The following is a 19632-nucleotide window of genomic DNA, read 5'->3' on the forward strand; positions in this document are numbered from 1 at the left end:
CCCCCTTTGTGGCAAACACAAACCGCGCCGCGTTCTCGCCTAATATCGGCAGGCCGAGGGTGCTGTCATAATGTCGCAGGAGGGTTGTAGAACACCTGGATGGCGCTATGGTAGCCAAAGATTTATAACGTACGATAGGCCAGTACGTGCGAGCTTGGCGCGTGTGCCGTTTAACCGTGTTTATTTAAAGGGAGCATCGAAGTAATGGCGAACAAGGCACTGAATGTCATGGCCCAACGAGTGACTCAGCGGCTGGCGTTAAGCGCGTTAGCACTGCTATTAACGGCAGGCGTTGCGCAGGCGCAGACGCTTGAAGTAAGCAATGCTCGGTTAAGCCTGCTGCCTGGTAACACGCCCGGTGCAGGTTACTTTGAGCTTTATAATGCGGGCGATGACACCGTCACGCTGGTGGGCGCTCAAAGCCCTGCCTTTGATAGTGTTGAAATACATGTTAGCTCCGAGCACGACGGTATGGCCCATATGCACGAACTTACATCGCTTGAAATTGCCTCAGGCGAGCGTTTTGAGTTTGCGCCCAAAGGTCATCATCTGATGTTTATGCGCCGCGTTGAGCCCTTAAACGTAGGTGATGACGTTGACGTGGTGCTTGAGTTTAGCGATGAACAGCAACTGCCCGTTACCTTTAATGTTGTCTCTCCAGCATCGATGTAAAGGCCAGGAATAGGAACCCTATATGTACAAGTTGTTGTTCGCCGCGTTGGCGTCTCTTTTACTGGCTGGTTGTAGTGATCAGAGTTGGCGTACCACCGATGTTGCCGACATTATGCCGTCGCTTGATTTTTCACTGGTGGATGATAACGGCGACAGCGTCCAAGCGGATGAATATCTGGGTAAGCCAGCGCTTGTCTATTTTGGCTACACGTTTTGCCCCGATGTTTGCCCCATTACCCTGGCAAGATTAGGCGATGCGATCAGACAGCTGGATGATGAGACGCGCGACGAGGTTCAGGTGCTGTTTATTTCGGTCGACCCAGCGCGTGACACGCCCGAGGTGCTAAAGCGCTATACCAATGCCTTTGGCCCTGAGTTTACTGGCTTGACCGGCTCTAAAGCCGACATTGATGCGATCACCAATCGTTACCGCGTTGCTTACGAATACGGTGAAGAGAATGAGAATGGTGACTACCTGGTAACACACTCCAGCGCTGTTTTTGCCTTTGATCGAGAGGGGAATGCACAGTTCCTGGTGCGGGATAGCCACCCGATAACGGATGTTCAGGCGGATATCAAACGGCTGATAGAAAAAAGCTAACGCCGCTTGGAGTAGCCCCAGGGAGCTAAACAGGTAGTAGACGTAGGTAGAAAAAGTCTGTAGCAAAAAAGGGGCGACTGATGATCAGTCGCCCCTTTTTATATGCCGTTTACTTGGCTAATACCTGGCAACGAAAGCGATTTAGCAGACGGCAGAGAGGCCGCAGCGCGACTTGTACAGACGAGAGTTAATATCCAGTTCGATATTCTCACTGTCTTTATCGTAGAAAAAGGAGGCATAGCCATTGTCAGAAGAGGCTGTGCGATAGAGGCCGCAGATGCCATAACCATACTGCACTTCCTGCAGCTGCGAGAGCTCAATATCATGGGATGTCCCCAGCTTATTTGCCAGAGCGTGTTGAATGTCATCGCCAACATGGCTGTCAGACATAACCTGGCCACCGAAGATAGCGCCCGCCAACACGACAGTAAGCGCCAGCGGCATCACGACAAGTAGTAAAAAAGGACGAGATTTTAACATAGTGGTATTCCTATGCCAGCCAGAATCAAAAAAGTGCTCTATTGTAGCGTGTCATGTTGAAGGTTCCTATCGACCGCGACAACGTGTCAAGCGAAGGCCAGGTAGCAGAATTAGCCCCGCTAGTAGCCATGCAGGCCAGCTCCCGGTGCGGGTAAAAGGTGTTAACCCCTCCATCGCATAGAACTCACCCACTAACGCTGTCGTTTCAAACTGGGGCACTTGAGCAACGATGCTTCCGTGGGCATCAATAATCGCTGTAACGCCGTTACTGGTGGCGCGTATTACATAGCGACCATTTTCAAGTGCTCTAAGTCGTGCCATTTGCAAATGCTGGAAAGGGCCAATGGAGGCGCCAAACCAGGTGTCGTTGGAAACCGTCAGCAGCACATCGCTGTCCTGAGCGCGACGCGCCACAAGCTGCGGATAGATGATTTCATAACAGATCGCGTTGCCCAGGCGAATGCCGGAGGCCTGCATGGGCGTCTGATGCGATGCGCCTTTGGTAAAGCTCGACATCGGCAGGTCAAAAAAGTCGATAGCACCGCGCAGCACGCTTTCAAGCGGTAGGTATTCGCCAAAGGGCACCAGGTGCTCTTTTTGATAACTGCCTTCAACGTTGCCAATGCCCACCACGCTGTTGTAGTAGCGGTTAGCCTCATCCAATTGAACGATGCCTGTCACCAAGGCAACGCCTGGCGGAAGGTTAGCCTGAACGCGCTCCAGGACCGGACGTGCCTGAGTTTCCGTCATGGGAAGTGCGGTTTCTGGCCAGATAATTATGTCAGCCTCATCGGCGACTTCAGCGGTCAGTCGGCTGTAGGTATTCGCTGCGATGCGCTGGCCGTCTGGCGTCCACTTTAGCAACTGCGGGAGGTTGCCCTGAAGTAAAGCAACCCGAGTCGGTGTGCTGGAAGGGGTGGTCCACTGTGCAGGCAAGGCCAGCGGTATCAGCCAGATCGCCAGTAACGGGGCCAGTGCCCACCACTGGCGGCGCAGAAGCACGTTAGCTGCCAGTGTGCCGCTAAGCACCACCAGCAGGGAAAGTAGGTAGACACCGCCAATTGGTGCCCAGCTTGCCAAGGGTGAATCGACATAGCCTGAGCCCATTAGTAGCCAAGGGAAGCCTGTAAACAGGTAGGTGCGCAGCACTTCACCCAGCACCCAGGCACCGGCAAACGTTAGCCATGCCAATCGGGGCGTGGTAAAGCGCCGGTAAAGCCAGAAGGTGCCCGCATAAAAAAGGGCCAGTACGGCGACAAAAAGTGCGGTCAGCAACACTGCCAGCGGCACGCCGGTATAGCCGTAATCATGAATGGAGATATAGACCCATGAGGCGCCGCTGGCAAAGAGTGCAATGCCATAGAGCCAGCCTTTAATCGCTGCCTGGGCAGGCGTTAAGGTATGAATCCCTACGTAAAGCAGAGCAATCGCCACTGGGCCAAGCCACCATAGTTCAAATGGTGAAGCGGTTAGCGTGGTAAAGCCGCCCGCAACCAGGGCCAGTAACAGTTGAAGCATAAAGGCGGGTGTTGGCCCCATGAAATATCCTGTCAATACGTGGTTAATCGGTAAGCTGCTAGTCGTTTTTTTGAGGTTCGAGGCTCTCGCCATCGCTTTCACGATAGGCCTCTAATAAGCGGATGCGCCGGTTATCTGCATTCAGGATGACAAAGTGCCAGCCGCCGAAGCGAGTATGCTCGCTGCGCCCGGGCAAATGACCAAATTGCTGCATCACCAGGCCGCCCACGGTATCGAATTCATCATCAGAGAATTCGGTGCCAAAGCGTTCGTTAAAGTCTTCGATGGAGGTGAGGGCGCGAATAGCAAAGTGGCCGTTTTCCAGCGTGCGGATATCGTCCTCTTCGTCGGTATCGTGCTCGTCTTCAATATCACCCACGATTTGTTCCAGAATGTCTTCAATCGTAATAATGCCGGCAGTACCGCCATACTCATCTACCACAATTGCCATGTGGTTGTGCGTATCACGAAACTCTTTGAGCAGGCTGTTAAGCCGTTTCGACTCTGGAATAAACATGGCCGGACGGAGAACATCTTCCAGTTTGAAGGCGTCCCGGCTTTCCTGGGTTTGCGACAGTAAAGGAAGCAAGTCTTTTACCAGCAATATCCCTTTAACATCATCCAGATTCTCGCCAATCACAGGATAGCGGGAGTGACCGGTTTCCTGGATAAGCGGTAAATAGCCATCACGCGTTTGGTCCAGCGTTATGGCTGATACCTGAGAGCGGGGTATTAATACTTCTCGAACCTGTCGATCGCTAATTTCAAGCGCACCTTCAATAATCATGATGGCGTCCTGATCCAGCTTCAGTTTCCCAGCGGTATGGCGTAAAAACGTCATCAGTTCAGCGCGTGAACTGGGTTCGTCGGTATCTCCGGTAAGGGCGCCAAAGAGTTTCTCGAGCCAGGATTTTTGATTAGGATTGCTCGATCGGTCTTCGCTCATGCGTCAAATCTCTTGTTTACGGGGCAGACAGGTGTCGTAACGTGCCTAAATCTAGTATCAACAAAAAACAGGGTGCCAACAAGGCGGTGTCCCCCTGGTACAGGGCGCTATGTTGCACTATGCCTCTTGCCTTGCATCAATGAACGGTTTCTTCCCCGCGCGTTGTCAGTGTCATGGCACATGGTAAGGGTCAGAGATGCCCAGCTCAGCAAGCAGCGTACGCTCTAGCTGCTCCATCTCTTCTGCCTCATTATCTTCAATATGGTCATAGCCCATTAAATGGAGCGTGCCATGAACGACCATGTGCGCATAGTGGTGCGTTAACGGCTTCTGTTGCTCGCCCGCCTCTTTTACCACAACGGCATGACAAATAATCAAATCGCCGAGCAGCGGTAGCGTGAGCCCCGGCGGGTTTTCAAATGGGAACGATAGCACATTGGTGGGCTTGTCTTTGCCGCGATAATCGCGGTTTAAGGCTTGGCTTTCTTGCTCGTCCACAAAGCGGATCGTAAGCTCTTGGCGCTCATCATCCGGGTGATGAGAAAACACACAGCCCACCCAGTGGGTGAGCTGTTCAAGCGTGGGCAGCAGCGGTTCATCAATAGCGGCCTGTCGATCAATCACGATATTGTTCAACGTGATGTATCTCCCCATCGTTCCTGAGACTGTTCGCGCCCCTGAAGGCGTGCCTCGCGCTCTTGCTGGCGTACTTCACGGCGGGCACGCTCTTCCACTTCCTGCTGCGATTCGAATTCGTCGTAGGCTTCGATAATACGCTGCACCAGGGGGTGGCGTACGACATCCTTGGCGGCAAAGTGGGTAACGCCGATACCAGGCGTATCTTTCAGTACGTCAAGTACCTGGGACAAGCCAGAGCGCTGCCCACGAGGAAGGTCGACCTGGGTGATATCCCCGGTGATCACGGCCGTTGAGCCAAAACCGATCCGGGTCAGGAACATTTTCATCTGCTCCGGCGTGGTGTTCTGGCTTTCGTCCAAAATGATGTACGAATTATTCAGCGTGCGACCGCGCATATAGGCCAGCGGCGCTATTTCAATCACTTGGCGCTCGATGAGCTTGGCCACTTGTTCAAAACCGATCATCTCGTACAGCGCGTCGTACAGCGGGCGCAGGTACGGGTCGATCTTTTGGGCTAGATCACCAGGCAAAAAGCCGAGTTTTTCACCCGCTTCAACCGCTGGGCGTACCAGTAAGATGCGGCGCACTTCCTGTTGGTTAAGAGCTTCAACCGCTGCTGCTACCGCCAGATACGTTTTGCCGGTGCCGGCTGGCCCGATGCCGAAGTTAATATCGTGCTCGCGGATGCTGGTGACGTAGCGCTGCTGGTTCAAGCCGCGCGGCTTGATCATGGTGCGCGGCGTGCGCATTACCACGTCATCGGGGCTGCCTTCTCCGTCCTGCTCGTCTTCTAGTGCTTCCAGGCCAGACTCTTGCAGGAACAGGTGCACGGTATCTGCCGAAAGATCATCCACCGCCGTTTCGCGGTAGAGGTGCTCAAGCACGTTAGCCGCCGCTTTGATGCGGTTGGCAGCACCGGCCAGCTGAAACATATTGCCCCGGTTGCGCAAAGTCACGTCCAAGCGGCTCTCAATCAGCTTTAGATGCTCGTCCTGCTGGCCACTTAAGCTGGCAAGCCGCTGTGGGTCATTGGGTTCAAGGCTTAGGGTGATAATGCGGTTGGCCTGAGGTGATGGCTGGCTCAAGAGTAGGAAATCCGTCAGTTAATGTGTGTAGACACCCAGCTTACTGCCCCAACCGGGGTTGGGGCAATTACCTAAGATAAGATAGCGATCAGTAACGCTCGGGGGAGACGAGCTCGCCGCGCAGCGAGTTGGGGAATGCCTCAGTGATCTCAACATCCACAAAGTAGCCGATTAGCTCGGTAGGGTTAGCCGCACGGAAGTTAACCACGCGGTTATTCTCCGTACGCCCAGAGAGTTGGCCGGGGTCTTTAGGTGAAAAGCCGGTGACCAGAATGCGCTGGGTAGACCCCACCATACGGCGGCTGATCTGGGCCACATTCTGCAGAATGCGCTCTTGCAGAATCGCCAGACGCTGCTTCTTGACGCTTTCTGGGGTGTCATCCGGCAGGCCTGAGGCGGGGGTGCCCGGGCGCGCCGAGTACACAAAACTAAACGAGTGATCGAAGCCAATCCGGTGGATCAGATTCATCGTGGCTTCAAAGTCTTCCTCGGTTTCACCTGGGAAGCCGATAATGAAGTCCGATGAGAAGCTGATATCCGGACGGTTAGCGCGCACGCGCTCCATCTTCTCAATGTACTCTTCGGCAGTATGGCCACGCTTCATGGCGCTGAGAATCCGGTCGGAACCCGATTGCACCGGCAGGTGCAGGTGGCTGACCAGTTCCGGGATGTCTGCAAATGCATCCACCAGGCTGTCGGTGAACTCAACCGGATGCGAGGTGGTAAAGCGTATGCGGTCAATGCCATCTACTGCAGCGATGCAGGCAATCAGCTCGGCAAGATCAATTTCATCACCGTCGTCGTTGTCGCCTCGGTAGGCGTTAACGTTTTGGCCCAGCAGGTTGACTTCGCGCACCCCTTGATCGGCCAGGTGGATAACTTCATCCATCACCTTCTCAAACGGACGCGAGACCTCTTCTCCGCGGGTATAGGGCACCACGCAGAAGGTGCAGTATTTGGAGCAGCCTTCCATGATCGAGACAAAGGCCGTGGCGCCATCTGACTTGGGCTGGGGCAGGTGATCAAACTTCTCGATTTCCGGGAACGTTACGTCTACGGCGGCAATTTGATTGTTGCTGCGCGCATCCAGCATGGAGGGCACACGGTGCAGCGTCTGCGGGCCGAAAATCATATCCACGAAGGGCGCACGCTTACGCAGCGCATCGCCTTCCTGGCTTGCCACGCAGCCGCCTACGCCAATTACCAGGTCCGGGTTGGCGTCTTTTAGCTTTTTCCAGCGCCCCAGCTGATGAAACACTTTCTCCTGAGCCTTCTCACGAATTGAACAGGTGTTAAGAAGGATGACATCGGCTTCCTTCTCATTGTCGGTGAGTTCAAGCTGGTGAGATTCACCGAGTAGATCCGCCATACGGGAGGAGTCGTACTCGTTCATTTGGCAGCCGTGCGTTTTGATGAAGAGCTTCTTCGCCATCGGTACCTGTCGTCTATGGGTCGTCGGGGGACGAGGAATGAATGGGGTATCGTTTTAGCAGCGTAGGCTACTGTTGAATAATCCTATTATACGGGCACAAGAAACCGGGGGCTAGCATTCCCCAATAATCGATACTTGACCTTAGTCTCTAAATCAGTATACTACGCACCGTGTTTGAGAAGTTCCTCGATAGCTCAGTTGGTAGAGCAAATGACTGTTAATCATTGGGTCACAGGTTCGAGTCCTGTTCGAGGAGCCAACACTTTACAGGTTGGTTCTGCTTAAAACACAATAGCTTAAGATGTTCCTCGATAGCTCAGTTGGTAGAGCAAATGACTGTTAATCATTGGGTCACAGGTTCGAGTCCTGTTCGAGGAGCCAAGCTGACTATTTTACTACCTGTTTCGGCATAGCCTGCTATAGGTAGCGCGTTATTCCTCGATAGCTCAGTTGGTAGAGCAAATGACTGTTAATCATTGGGTCACAGGTTCGAGTCCTGTTCGAGGAGCCATCTACTTGCCTTTTTAGATTCACAGTGTGCTTCTGTGCCTGGTTCTGAAAAGCGTGCTGCTTTCTAGCTCCCCTGATTTTTATTACCTCTTCAAACCTTTATCGTCTCCAGGACGTTATTAACCCCTGTAAAATTATTGGCCCCGCTGCCTAACGGTATTGGGTTGATTTCGTGTATCTGGCGGGTCAAAAGTCACGCGTAAAACGCCGACCTAAAAGGTCGGCGTCATACAGCGATCAATGGTTATTTAGCGTGTCGCCATTCGCTGGGCTTGTTGAAATTGCGCGTAATCCAGCAGGATTTCTGCGGCTTCTAGTACGGGAGCGCGATCAGCGGGCATGCCTTCATCCTCTCCGTTTTCGTCAGCATCGTCACTGGGTTCGCTGCTTTCCAGGCGTGCATCCATCCACTCATCTAGTTCTGGCAGTTTGAGTGCCCGGCGACGCTGGTTCTCTAGCGAAAGCTGCTCGGCCTCTTGGGCCTCAAGCTCACGCTGGCGCTGCTCGCGGTTCAGGCTCACGCTGGTGTGCTGCTCACGTAGCTGGCGGGCCAGCGTGGATTGGCGCTCAACATAGCGGAAGTTGGGGTTCTCTTTGGCGCGCGCTGCGTGTTGGGTGTTCAGTGCGTCTATAAAGGTTTCCGGCGTTCCGTAGCGACGATACTGAACATCTTGAACAGTATCCCAGCCAAGGGCGTTATCCAGGCTGCTTTCACCGATCCGTTCTGGGTCGATTAAGCTCGGGAAGCTAATGTCAGGCTCAACCCCACGATTTTGCGTGCTTTTACCGGTGATGCGGTAAAACTTAGCGCGGGTCAGCTTGATCTGCCCATGGCTTAGGTCGTTCAGCGTTTGTACGGTACCTTTGCCAAAGGTTGATGAGCCTACTACCAGGCCGCGACCATAATCCTGAATAGCGCCTGCAAAGATTTCTGAGGCAGAGGCGGAAAGGCGGTTAACCAGCACGGTCAGCGGACCATCGTAGAGTGTGCCTGCGTCGGTATCGCCGTATAGCTGAATGCGCCCTTGAGCGTCACGTACCTGTACGGTGGGGCCTCGGTCAATAAACAAGCCAATCAGCGAGTTAGCCTCTTGAAGCGCGCCGCCGCCGTTATTACGCAGATCCAGCACAATGCCTTCTACGCCTTGCTCTTTTAAACGCTCAACTTCACGGGCGACATCGCGTGTGGTGCTGCGATACTCCTCTTCGCCCGCCTGCCAGGCGTCAAAATCAACATAGAAAGTAGGAATGTTAATGACCCCAATGGGATGGGGTTCGCCGTCTCGCTCAACGTTGATCACTTCGCCATGGGCCGCCTGGTCTTCAAGGCTTACGGTATCGCGGGTGATCTCGACAATATGCGAGCGGGTCATGTCCACCGCTTGGGCGGGCACGATATCCAGGCGGACTACGGAGCCTTTGGGGCCACGAATCAAGTCAACGACGTTGTCCAGGCGCATGCCCACAACGTTGACCATTTCGCCCTCTTCCTGGCCAACCGCAATAATGCGGTCGGCAGGTTCCAGGACATCTGCACGGTCAGCGGGGCCGCCGGGCACCAGGCTTGCTACTTTCACGTATTCGCCATCGGCCTGCAGTAGCGCGCCAATGCCTTCCAGCGAGAGGCTCATCTGGATGTCAAAAGATTCGCTTTGGCGTGGTGAGAGGTAGCCGGTATGTGGATCAATCGTGCTGGTGACCGCTGCCATTATCAAGCCGAAGACATCTTCTGATTCAGTTTGGCGTAGACGACTAAGCTGGCCTTCATAGCGCTGGCGCAGGTTGTCGACTATCTGCTCGTCATCCTGGTCGGTAAGCGCGAGCGTTAGCGCGTCATTTTTTAACCGCTTGCGCCATAGCTCATCAAGTTCGCTCTCGCGGGTGGCCCAGGGAGCATTTTCGCGATCAACTTCCAAGCGCTCATCGCTATCAAAGCTAAACGATAGGCCTTCATCAAGACGTGCAAGCAGCCATTCAACCCGCGCAATATTACGCTCGCTTAGCTGGTTATAAAGCGCGTAAGCATCATCCAAATCGCCGTTAAAGAGTGCTTCAGCCATATCATTTTCATAATGGCGGTAGGGCACTATATCGCGATTTAGTAAATAAGCGCGTTGACCATCGAGGATATCCAGGTAGCGTTGGAAGGCCTCCTGTGACCACTGCTCATCAAACGTTATGTTGGCGTAGTGGCCGTAGCGGAGCGCATCCGCAATTTCTACTGCCGCTTGGCGTTGTTCGTCGGTCGGCGCAATTTGTGCCATAACTGCCGGGCTGGTAACGACCAGCATCACGGCAAGGGCGACCGAGCGCGAAAGCGTTGCAAACAAGCTCATCAGTCAAGCTCTCCCGGATTTGTGTACACTCATTCTTCCCTAGACCTGCTTGTGACCTATGTGTTGCGTAGGCCAGGGGGCATTGTAGCAGGTCGTTTGCTCTATGAGACTCAATCATTACTGTTATGAGGATTTCCATGTCCGAAGCTTTCAACGCCGATCGGCTAACGCGGTTATGTGATTTTCTGCGCCAGTCGCCCACACCTTGGCATGCAACGAAGGCAATGGCCGAACGCTTGGAGAAAGCAGGTTTTCAGCGTCTCCACGAGACGGCTAATTGGCAGCTGGCGCCTGGGCAGCGCTATTACGTTACGCGCAATGATTCTTCCATTATCGCCTTTCAGTTGCCAAGCGATACGCTTAAAAGTTTGCGTATGCTGGGCGCGCATACGGATAGCCCCGGATTGCGCTTAAAGCCCAACGCCACTCAGCACGCTGCAGGTTGGTTGCAGCTTGGCGTGCAGGTGTATGGGGGCGTACTGTTGGCGCCCTGGTTTGACCGTGATTTAGGATTAGCTGGGCGCGTACATGTGCGCCATGCAGACGGGCGGCTGGAAAGCCTGCTGCTGAATGTTGACCGGCCTATTGCGATGGTACCGAACCTGGCCATCCATCTGGATCGCGACGTGAATTCGGGCCGTGCTATTAATCCGCAAACGCAAATGGCGCCGGTACTGCTGCAAAGCGATAGCACCAAGCTTTCTGAATTGCTAGCTGCTTGGCTTGAGGAGCAGCACGGTGTGCGCTCCGCTGAGGTGGTGGATTTTGAACTGGGTTTTTACGATGTACAGCCGCCTTCGCTCGTAGGGGTTAAGCAAGAGCTCATCGCCAGTGCGCGGCTGGACAATCTGCTCTCCTGTTTTATTGGCATGGAGGCCTTGCTCGAAAGTGATGGTAGCCAGGGGGCGTTGTTAGTGGCGAACGATCACGAAGAGGTGGGTAGTGCGAGCGCTTGTGGTGCGCAGGGGCCGTTCCTGGGCGATGTGCTTAAGCGCATCAATGCGCAGGTAGGAGAGGGCAGCGAGGAGTCGCTGATTCAGTTGATTCAGTCATCGCTGATGATTTCCTGTGACAATGCGCATGCGTTGCATCCTAACTTTCGCGATAAGCATGATGAGCAGCATGGCCCCGCCATTAACGGCGGCCCGGTTATCAAGGTGAATGCCAGCCAGCGCTACGCCACCAATAGCGTAACCGGTGCGCTATTTCGTGATGCGTGTCGCGAAGCCGACGTGCCGGTACAGTCGTTTGTGACGCGGGCGGATATGGGCTGCGGTAGTACCATTGGGCCGATTACGGCGACGGAGCTGGGTGTGCCTACGCTGGATATCGGCGTGCCACAGTGGGCCATGCACTCTATCCGTGAAACGGCGGGTACGCGTGACGTGGAATACCTAACCCGGGCATTGAAAGTGTTTCTGAATCGGCCGACGCTTGGTTGATGCGCACTAGATAACGCCCAACAACGAGAAAGGCCCGCTGACTAAGTCAGCGGGCCTTTCGCCATTCGGTGTTGGTGGCTACGCCCTGATTTGAACAGGGGACCCCATCATTATGAGTGATGTGCTCTAACCAGCTGAGCTACGTAGCCTTTCAACGGGGGCGTATATTAACAGCTTTTTTCCGCTCGTCAATATTTTAACGTAATAAGCGCGATGCCCAGGTAGTTACTCGTTGTCTTTTTGAGGTTGTTTGTCTGGTGGCGTTACATTGGGTAGGGAGTGGCTGTTCTCTGATGGCTTGCCAGTGAACTTGTGAGGGGGCTTGGGAGAGTGCTTAGGAGAGTGTTTAGGAAAGTGCTCGTAATCGTGCCCGGAAAGGCTGGGACGGTCAGTTGCCTTGTGCCAAATGCGATGTAAACCACGCTGTATATCGTCGAAAACCTCTTGGGAGACTAAGCGGTCTTTTACCATTTCTTCCATGCTTTCAGCACTTCGTCGCAACGCATAAAGGCGTAACATGCGCTGCTCAAGTTGGTAGGCGTGACGACCAAACTTTGCTTCCGTCTCACGTATTGCTTGGTCGACAGCGCTGATCCTTATATTGAGCACCTCATCAAGTAATTCAGCCATGCGCTGACCGAATAGCGGGGTTAGCCGCTGTGTTGTGTAATGGCGCAACTCTTCTAGTACCGCCCTGTGGCAAATTAATAACTCAAAACGGTTAGATAGCAGACGTGTCAGCGGCCAGCGGATCCTCATATGCTGGTGAAGAAAGGTGCACAGCTTAATCCAGCGAGTGTGTGAGGTTATTTTCCGTGTTTCTCTGTTATAACCCAAGCGGCCCTCTGAGCGAGCCGCATCAATAGTTCTGCCGCTGGCGCGCATCATCGTATCCAGGTTATGGATACTGGTGACGCCGTTTCCGTAGCGCGGAATCAGGTCGCGCTCTCGAACAGCCAGCGTCACCAGCGCAATTGCCATACGGTCTCGTTCAGGTAGCGCTTGATCAAGCGCGAAAGGGGCCGTCTCGATGGCCATATCGCGACGAAATTTAGCAATGACATCATCGGTGATGGAGGGGGCAATGTTGAAGTTCTGCGCTGTGCGTTGTACCGCGCTTTCAACCTCAATGGTCGAAAGATGAATAGCCTGTTGCTGAAGCGCTTTGTCATAAGGGTTTAGCTGATCAAGCTTTAGCTTGCGAATGACCGCCTGAAGGCTGGTTCCATTAACCAGTAGGCTGAATAGTACAAAGCCGGTGGCCAGGATAGCGACAAAATGGCGAATGTCTGCTGAAAGCGCTGTTTGCTCTGCAACGCCAAGCGCAAGTACGAGTGTGACCGCGCCACGTAGTCCTCCCCAGGTGATAGCCAGCTTATAGCTTGCGCTGATCGGGGTTGAAAGCTTGAGTCGATTCAACAGCGGCAGAAAGCCAAATAGAACGAGGAGGCGTGCCAGTAAGGTCGCCAGAATAATCGTTACGAGTAAGGGTAGCCACGCAAGAGTCATCCCTTCCAGCATTTTTGGCACTTGCAGCATGGCGAGCAAAAACACCATGGCACCCGCGACGGAGGCAATTTGCACCCAGAGAAGTTGCAGGTATTCCCAATTGGCGGGCGACGTCCGCGTTCTGCCTAAACCGTTGAGCACCAGGCCTGCGGCTACGACAGCGACAACCCCCGAAACACCGAAACTTTCGCCCAGCAGGTAGGTGGGGTATGGCAGAGAAAGCGTGATGGCTATCTGCGCTTTGCCATCGTTACCGATAAGAGCGAGTGCCTCTGCACCGATACGCCCGACGATAGCGCCAAGGATCAAACCGCCACCCAGGGATAACGCTAGCATCCCGGCCACCTGTAGCGCAGTGGTAGCGACATGGTCGGTAAGTGAAGCGAGTAGCACGCTGACAATCGCGATTGCGGCCGCATCATTTAGCAGGCTTTCGCCTTCCACTAGACGGATTAGCCGTGGAGGTGCTCCAACGTTACGGAAAATGGCAATGACGGCGGATGGGTCAGTTGTCGCGATGACGGCGCCAAGTAACAGCCCAACAGGCAGTGCTGCTGCGCCTAGCAGCCATATAGACAGGCCCACCATACCTGTAGCAACGAAAACAGCCACTACCGCAAGGAGTAAAATAGGTGCTGCATCAGGCACCATTTCACGAACATCAACACTGAGCGCTGCCTGGAACAACAGCGGGGGGAGGAAGATCCACAGATATATTTCAGCAGGTAAGGATGCTGATAAGAGAGGATCAAAGAGATCTATGGCAGGCCACAATGTCGACAGGGTCGCGTAAGAGAGCCCCAGGGTGATGCCTGTTAACGCCAGCAGCGTCGCTTCAGGAAACGCCGTACGCGCAGAGAGCCGTTGCACCAGCGCAATGATCATAAGCATCAGGCTGCCAAGTAACAGCACTTTGTACAGTGTTTCCATAGGTATCAGCTTCCGGTTGAATAAGCTCGGATGCCTCAGTATTAGTCGGCTGGGCGTAGGATGCCACTGAAAAATTAAGAAAAAAGAGGTAGGGGCGTTGCCTGAAGGTGGCAGATGAAGAGACAAATTGCCATGGGCGCAGGAGTGCGCCCATGGCAGGAGCTAGCAGGTTACGGGGTGGTCAATTAAACGTTAAACCGGAAGTGCACCACATCACCATCTTTCACAATGTACTCTTTGCCTTCCAGGCGCCATTTGCCCGCATCTTTAGCACCTTGCTCACCGCCCAGTGAGACAAAATCGTCATAGGCGATCACTTCTGCGCGGATAAAGCCTTTCTGGAAGTCAGTATGGATAGCGCCAGCAGACTCTGGAGCCGTAGCACCCTGTTTTACTGTCCATGCGCGGACTTCTTTTACGCCTGCAGTGAAGTAGGTTTGCAGGCCCAGCAGGGCATAACCTGCGCGAATAACGCGGTCAAGGCCGGGCTCTTCCATGCCCATCTCACCCAGGAACATGGCGCGTTCTTCATCTTCCAGCTCAGCGATTTCAGCTTCCAGCTGGTTGCAGACGGGCACCACGACGGCGCCTTCTTCGGCAGCTATTTCTTTAACGATATCCAGGTAAGGGTTGTTCTCAAACCCGTCTTCATTGACGTTAGCGATGTACATGGTGGGCTTTAGGGTTAAAAAACCAAAGCTTTTCACCTGATGCTTTTCGTCCTCATCCAGACCAAAACTGCGCAATGGGTGGCCTTCGGCCAGGTGTGGCTCAATCTTGTCGAGGATGGCTTTGGTTGCGATGGCCTCCTTATCGCCGCCTTTGACCGAACGCAAGAGCCTCTGGCTGGCCTTCTCAACGGTATCCAGGTCCGCCAGGGCAAGCTCAAGGTTAATCGTTTCGATGTCGGCGCGAGGGTCAACCTGGTTGGCAACATGGATAACGTTGTCGTTATCAAAGCAGCGCACCACGTGGGCAATCGCTTGGGTTTCGCGAATGTTGGCAAGAAATTTATTGCCCAGACCTTCACCCTTGGAGGCACCTGCTACGAGGCCTGCGATATCGACAAACTCCATGGTCGTGGGCAGGACTCGTTCAGGTTTGACGATCGCAGCCAGCTTGTCCAAACGTGGGTCAGGCATGGGAACGATGCCTACGTTGGGTTCTATCGTACAAAACGGGAAGTTTTCCGCATCAATGCCTGATTTTGTCAACGCATTGAAGAGCGTGGATTTGCCTACGTTGGGTAGGCCGACGATGCCGCAGTTAAAGCCCATAAGTTCATTCCTGGCCGCTAGGCGCGCGCTAACGAAAGGATGTGTTCAGCGCGGGTCTAAAGTGAAAAAAATCGATAGTAACTATTTTACGCTATGCAGGCGATTCATGGCTTTCGCCCAATCGCCATCAAGTACAAGCGGAAGTGTGGCTTCGCACTCGTTAAGCACATGATCAATGGCCGCCTGCTCGTCTTTGCCGGGCCGACCAAGCACGTAGTGGGTGACCTGACGTGCCTCACCTGGGTGACCGATGCCTATGCGTAGACGGTGGAACTGCTTTTGGTTGCCAAGTGCGCTGATGATATCGCGCAGGCCGTTATGACCACCGTGGCCACCGCCTGTTTTATAGCGCGCCTGCCCCGGGGGGAGGTCTAGCTCATCATGAGCGACCAGTAAATTCTCGGGGGCAAGTTTAAAAAACTGGGTAAGCGCTGCCACAGAGGCGCCGCTTCGGTTCATGAAGGTGGTAGGGTTGAGCAGATGAAGCTCGTGGTCGCCCACGCGGGCCTTGGCATACAGGCCGAGGAACTTCTTTTCCGGGCGCAGTTCGGTATGGGCGCTGCGCGCAATGGCATCGACCAGCCAGAAACCCGCATTGTGCCGGGTGGTATCATACTCGGCGCCGGGGTTGCCTAGTCCTATCAGGGCCGTTACCTGACTCATTGACCTACCTCCAAAAAAATCCGGGCGTATTCTTGACGTCGTGCGCCATTGGCGGCTTGAGGTGCAGTTGCAAAAAGGCAAGTCGCAAAAAAAATCAAGCGCCGAAGCGCTTGATCTTATCATTCCCGGGCCATACGAGCATGGCCCGGGCCAGGTACGTATTCAGCCATTAAGGCGATGCGCACCCTTATCGGCCTTACTCAGCGCTGGTGCCTTCTTCGCCTTCGTCTGCTTCTTCGTCATTACGTACTTTAACTTTCGTAATGCTGAGAATGGCGTGGTTGTGCTCCTCACCGTGAGACAGGTCAACGGAGGAAACGCCCTTCGGCAGTGTCAGGTCAGACAGGTGCAGGATCGTGCCCAGCTCAACCGCGGAAATATCAACTTCCAGGTAGTCAGGCAGGTCTTTCGGTAGGCAGCTGATGGCAACTTCGTTAGCCAGTACGTGCAATTCGCCGCCCTGGTCTTTGATGCCCACACACTTTTCTTCGCTGATTACGTGAAGCGGTACGTTCATGGTGATTTCATGAGTAGCGTCAACACGCAGGAAGTCAGCGTGAGTCAGAAGCGGCTTGTAGGGGTGACGCTGAAGATCACGCACCACTACTTGCTCTTCTTTACCATCGATAACCAGCTTGATTACTGAGGAGAAGAAGACTTCGTCTTCAATCGCTTTGTAGAAAGCAGTTTTTTCTACAGAGATTGATTGCGCGCCTTTTTCACCGCCGTAAACAACGGCCGGTACTTGTTGGTTCGCACGACGCAGGCGGCGGCTCGCACCTTTCCCCAGGTCGTTACGAACGCTGGCTTTCAGGATAAAATCAGACATGTAATTTGCCTCTTGGTTTAAGTAAGAAAGCGCCGCTGTCCGCGACCAGACGACGACGTTTCCAAGGCCCCAGAAGGGGGCTATATCGTTAGGCGATCAATGGAACATCGCGCTAACAGATTCTTCGTTGCTAACCCGACGGATCGCTTCTGCAATCAAACCGGCAACGCTCAACTGACGAATTTTTCCACTGCGACGCGCATGGTCAGCAAGCGGAATAGTGTCGGCCACGACAACTTCGTCCAGTACAGAGTTGGTGATGTTGTCAACGGCAGGGCCGGACAAGATCGGATGTGTCGCATAGGCCACTACGCGTGCAGCGCCATGATCTTTCAGTGCTTCACCGGCTTTGCAAAGCGTACCAGCGGTGTCGATCATGTCGTCAACGACTACGCAAGTACGGCCTTCAATTTCACCGATGATGTGCATCACCTGAGCCTGATTGGCTTGGGGGCGACGCTTGTCGATAATCGCAAGGTCAGCATTCAGCTGTTTGGCGATAGCACGAGCACGAACGACACCGCCTACGTCGGGTGAAACCACGACCAAGTCAGCGTAGTTTTGGCGCTCGATATCATCCAGAAGAATCGGCGAACCGTAGACGTTGTCTACCGGGACATCGAAGAAACCCTGGATTTGGTCGGCGTGCAGGTCCATCGTCATTACGCGATCAACACCCGCTTTTACCATCATGTCCGCCACCACTTTAGCGGAAATAGGGACACGAGCAGAGCGTACGCGGCGATCCTGACGGGCATAGCCGAAATACGGCACAACCGCCGTAATCCGCGCCGCTGAGGCACGACGCAGAGCATCAACCATCAGGATCAGCTCCATCAGGTTGTCATTCGTCGGTGCACAGGTGGACTGGAGGATAAACACGTCCTTACCGCGCACGTTCTCATTGATCTCGACTGCGATTTCGCCGTCGCTAAATTGGCCAACCGTGGCATTACCCATACGGCTGTCCAAGCTCTCGGCAATCTTTTGAGCGAGTTCGGGATTGGCGTTCCCGGTGAAAACCATCAATTTTGACACGCGCAGCCACCTTTGCAGTGTTTGGAATCAGGGGAGAAAACGCAGATCATGTCAGGTTGGCTGGGGTACCAGGATTCGAACCTGGGAATGCCGATACCAAAAACCGGTGCCTTACCACTTGGCGATACCCCAGCAATAACCTAATGCGATGACCGGGCGCTTTCAGCAGCCCAGAGCATCTTGTAGGGGAGAGGTGTTCAGGCCGCGTGCGACCCATGTCGGCCAGCATTGAGCTGCCAATTCAGCGACTGTACGTGCGGTTTGTTCAGACTCAAACGTCGCAAACAGACAAGCGCCAGTACCGGTCAGCCGAACAGGTGCATACTGCGCGAGCCAATCAAGCGCTTCCGCCACCAGCGGATAGCGTTTTTTTACGATGGCCTCGCAGTCGTTACGCCACTCAGACGCTCCCCCCTGCAGTGCGCGCGCCATAGTAATGGGGCGGCTGTCGCGTGTCAATTCCGGGTCCTGGAAGATTAGGGGGGTTGAGACGCTCACTTTCGGGTGAATAATCACAAACCAGGGCGTATCCAGGGTCACGGAGGTCAGCTTTTCACCAACCCCTTCGGCCCAGGCGCTGTGCCCATAAATAAAGACCGGTACATCGGCGCCAAGCTGTAAGCCCAGCCTGGCTAATGCCTCCATAGAAAGCCCTAATTGCCACAGCTTGTTTAACCCCAGTAATACGGTGGCGGCATTTGAGCTGCCCCCGCCCAGCCCGCCTCCCATGGGAAGCTTCTTCTCAATGGTTAGCGTAGCCCCTGGCATGGCTTTTGGTGACGTGCCTGCTGAGCGCTGAAGCAGGCGGGCTGCGCGAACCATCAAGTTGTCATCGTGAGCCACACCGTTTATCGGAGTGGCGAGCGTGATATCGCTGTCTTCGCGCAGGGTGAGTGTGAGCTGATCACTGATGTCAACGATTTGAAACAGGGTTTGCAATTCGTGGTAGCCGTCGTCGCGACGGCCTACAATGTGCAGCATGCGATTGAGCTTCGCAGGTGCGGGTAGTGTTAAAGAAGCAGGCATTAACGCTCTCACGTGACTTGAATTAGGCGCGACAACTCAACGGGCGCATACACCGTTATTGAGAGCGCCACTGGTTAACGACCAGGGTGATGCGTACATCGTCATAGTTCATCACCAGGCGGCGAGGTAGCCACATGCCTTCAACCTCTTCCCAGTCGCGGTAATCAATTTCCCAGCCATCCTGCTGCATGTGCTGCGGAAAGCCCAGCTCGTCGGTTTCCAATTGATAGCTTGCATGTTCACCGGGCAGGCCGCGCACCCAGTCAGGCATGGCGCTAACCGGAAGTGACCAGCCTAACTGCTCTTCCATCAGTGCTTCCGGTGTTTCTGCTTCAAAGCGGCCATCACCCGTGGTTAGCGAGAAGCGGCCTTCACGACCTTCAAGTACGCTGCGGCCCCCACCAAACGGCCCGCTGATCAGCATGCGGAAATAGTGGGGGTGTTGGCTCCAGTCCAGGTTGGCGCTCTGATTCTCTTGTGGTGTGCGAAGGCCTGCCTTGCCGATCAGCGTCCAGGAATCAAAGGCTTCAACATCCGCTTGCTGGCGTTCCCATTGACCTGCTTGGCGGCCACCTTCTTCCATCGGGCCTTGCGTCGCGCACCCGGCAAGCAGCAGTAACGCTATGCTGGCAAGCAAGAGGCGAGGGGCGCGAGCGGTGCTGGTAAAGCGCATAAAAGTGGGCAGTGTGTTCAACATAA

17 protein-coding genes and 5 tRNA genes are annotated in these 19632 nt (G+C 54.3%); 6 read left to right on the plus strand and 16 right to left on the minus strand.

Annotation, left to right across the window (positions count from 1 at the left end; all coding sequences use genetic code 11):
- Positions 1–204 precede the first annotated feature (204 nt).
- Together ACT3TJ_RS15865 and ACT3TJ_RS15870 are read left to right on the plus strand one after the other, a co-directional pair.
- A complete protein-coding gene (locus ACT3TJ_RS15865; RefSeq protein ID WP_444622573.1) occupies positions 205–672 on the plus strand; it encodes a copper chaperone PCu(A)C in 468 nt (155 codons plus the stop codon).
- A 22-nt stretch (positions 673–694) separates the two neighbouring features.
- Entirely contained in the window at positions 695–1273 is a 579-nt protein-coding gene (locus tag ACT3TJ_RS15870; RefSeq protein WP_444622572.1) for an SCO family protein, read from the plus strand.
- Positions 1274–1414: 141 nt separating this feature from the next.
- Here the strand turns inward: ACT3TJ_RS15870 and ACT3TJ_RS15875 are convergent, their stop codons facing one another.
- The 6 genes from ACT3TJ_RS15875 to miaB form a co-directional block, all read right to left on the minus strand.
- Positions 1415–1753, minus strand: coding sequence for a hypothetical protein (locus ACT3TJ_RS15875; protein WP_172117139.1), 339 nt, complete (start codon positions 1751–1753; stop codon positions 1415–1417).
- A gap of 66 nt (positions 1754–1819) precedes the next feature.
- Positions 1820–3292, minus strand: a complete 1473-nt coding sequence (gene lnt / locus ACT3TJ_RS15880; protein ID WP_444622571.1) for an apolipoprotein N-acyltransferase — start codon at positions 3290–3292, stop codon at positions 1820–1822.
- Positions 3293–3329: 37 nt separating this feature from the next.
- The gene (locus ACT3TJ_RS15885; protein WP_444622570.1) at positions 3330–4217 is read right to left on the minus strand and encodes an HlyC/CorC family transporter; all 888 of its coding nucleotides are present in this window, start codon (positions 4215–4217) and stop codon (positions 3330–3332) included.
- 171 nt (positions 4218–4388) lie between these two features.
- On the minus strand, positions 4389–4871 hold the full coding sequence (gene ybeY, locus ACT3TJ_RS15890) for an rRNA maturation RNase YbeY (protein WP_444666017.1): 483 nt from the start codon (positions 4869–4871) through the stop codon (positions 4389–4391).
- Positions 4850–5941 carry a PhoH family protein gene (locus ACT3TJ_RS15895; RefSeq protein WP_172117135.1) on the minus strand — a complete coding sequence of 364 codons (1092 nt, stop codon included), beginning with the start codon at positions 5939–5941 and terminating at the stop codon, positions 4850–4852. The genes ybeY and ACT3TJ_RS15895 overlap by 22 nt, the downstream gene beginning before the upstream one ends.
- An 88-nt stretch (positions 5942–6029) precedes the next feature.
- Entirely contained in the window at positions 6030–7373 is a 1344-nt protein-coding gene (gene miaB / locus ACT3TJ_RS15900) for a tRNA (N6-isopentenyl adenosine(37)-C2)-methylthiotransferase MiaB (protein WP_193053077.1), read from the minus strand.
- A 183-nt stretch (positions 7374–7556) separates the two neighbouring features.
- Here miaB and ACT3TJ_RS15905 point away from each other — a divergent pair.
- From ACT3TJ_RS15905 to ACT3TJ_RS15915, 3 genes are all read left to right on the plus strand, one after another.
- A tRNA-Asn gene (locus ACT3TJ_RS15905) sits at positions 7557–7632 on the plus strand.
- 46 nt (positions 7633–7678) lie between these two features.
- Positions 7679–7754, plus strand: a tRNA-Asn gene (locus tag ACT3TJ_RS15910).
- 54 nt (positions 7755–7808) lie between these two features.
- Positions 7809–7884, plus strand: a tRNA-Asn gene (locus ACT3TJ_RS15915).
- A gap of 247 nt (positions 7885–8131) precedes the next feature.
- Here the strand turns inward: ACT3TJ_RS15915 and ACT3TJ_RS15920 are convergent.
- On the minus strand, positions 8132–10219 hold the full coding sequence (locus ACT3TJ_RS15920; RefSeq protein ID WP_444622569.1) for a carboxy terminal-processing peptidase: 2088 nt from the start codon (positions 10217–10219) through the stop codon (positions 8132–8134).
- A 137-nt stretch (positions 10220–10356) separates the two neighbouring features.
- On the opposite strand from ACT3TJ_RS15920, the gene ACT3TJ_RS15925 reads away from it, so the two are divergent.
- Positions 10357–11661, plus strand: a complete 1305-nt coding sequence (locus ACT3TJ_RS15925) for a M18 family aminopeptidase (RefSeq protein WP_444622568.1) — start codon at positions 10357–10359, stop codon at positions 11659–11661.
- A gap of 72 nt (positions 11662–11733) precedes the next feature.
- Here the strand turns inward: ACT3TJ_RS15925 and ACT3TJ_RS15930 are convergent.
- The 9 genes from ACT3TJ_RS15930 to lolB form a co-directional block, all read right to left on the minus strand.
- Positions 11734–11810, minus strand: a tRNA-Met gene (locus ACT3TJ_RS15930).
- Between the two features lie 76 nt (positions 11811–11886).
- Complete coding sequence (locus ACT3TJ_RS15935) at positions 11887–14100, minus strand: cation:proton antiporter (protein ID WP_444622567.1); 2214 nt, start codon at positions 14098–14100, stop codon at positions 11887–11889.
- Between the two features lie 185 nt (positions 14101–14285).
- Positions 14286–15377 carry a redox-regulated ATPase YchF gene (gene ychF, locus ACT3TJ_RS15940; protein ID WP_441679070.1) on the minus strand — a complete coding sequence of 364 codons (1092 nt, stop codon included), beginning with the start codon at positions 15375–15377 and terminating at the stop codon, positions 14286–14288.
- Between the two features lie 81 nt (positions 15378–15458).
- Positions 15459–16040 (minus strand): aminoacyl-tRNA hydrolase, encoded by a 582-nt coding sequence (pth, locus tag ACT3TJ_RS15945; RefSeq protein WP_193054974.1) that lies wholly within the window; start codon positions 16038–16040, stop codon positions 15459–15461.
- 196 nt (positions 16041–16236) lie between these two features.
- Positions 16237–16869 (minus strand): 50S ribosomal protein L25/general stress protein Ctc, encoded by a 633-nt coding sequence (locus ACT3TJ_RS15950; RefSeq protein WP_441679071.1) that lies wholly within the window; start codon positions 16867–16869, stop codon positions 16237–16239.
- 96 nt (positions 16870–16965) lie between these two features.
- Positions 16966–17907, minus strand: a complete 942-nt coding sequence (locus ACT3TJ_RS15955) for a ribose-phosphate pyrophosphokinase (RefSeq protein WP_172117127.1) — start codon at positions 17905–17907, stop codon at positions 16966–16968.
- 57 nt (positions 17908–17964) lie between these two features.
- Positions 17965–18039, minus strand: a tRNA-Gln gene (locus ACT3TJ_RS15960).
- A gap of 30 nt (positions 18040–18069) precedes the next feature.
- The gene (gene ispE / locus ACT3TJ_RS15965) at positions 18070–18933 is read right to left on the minus strand and encodes a 4-(cytidine 5'-diphospho)-2-C-methyl-D-erythritol kinase (RefSeq protein ID WP_444622566.1); all 864 of its coding nucleotides are present in this window, start codon (positions 18931–18933) and stop codon (positions 18070–18072) included.
- A gap of 55 nt (positions 18934–18988) precedes the next feature.
- On the minus strand, positions 18989–19630 hold the full coding sequence (gene lolB / locus ACT3TJ_RS15970) for a lipoprotein insertase outer membrane protein LolB (protein WP_444622565.1): 642 nt from the start codon (positions 19628–19630) through the stop codon (positions 18989–18991).
- Positions 19631–19632 lie beyond the last annotated feature (2 nt).

This window comes from Halomonas sp. AOP30-A1-24 (assembly GCF_052378165.1).
Lineage (GTDB): Bacteria > Pseudomonadota > Gammaproteobacteria > Pseudomonadales > Halomonadaceae > Vreelandella > Vreelandella citrativorans.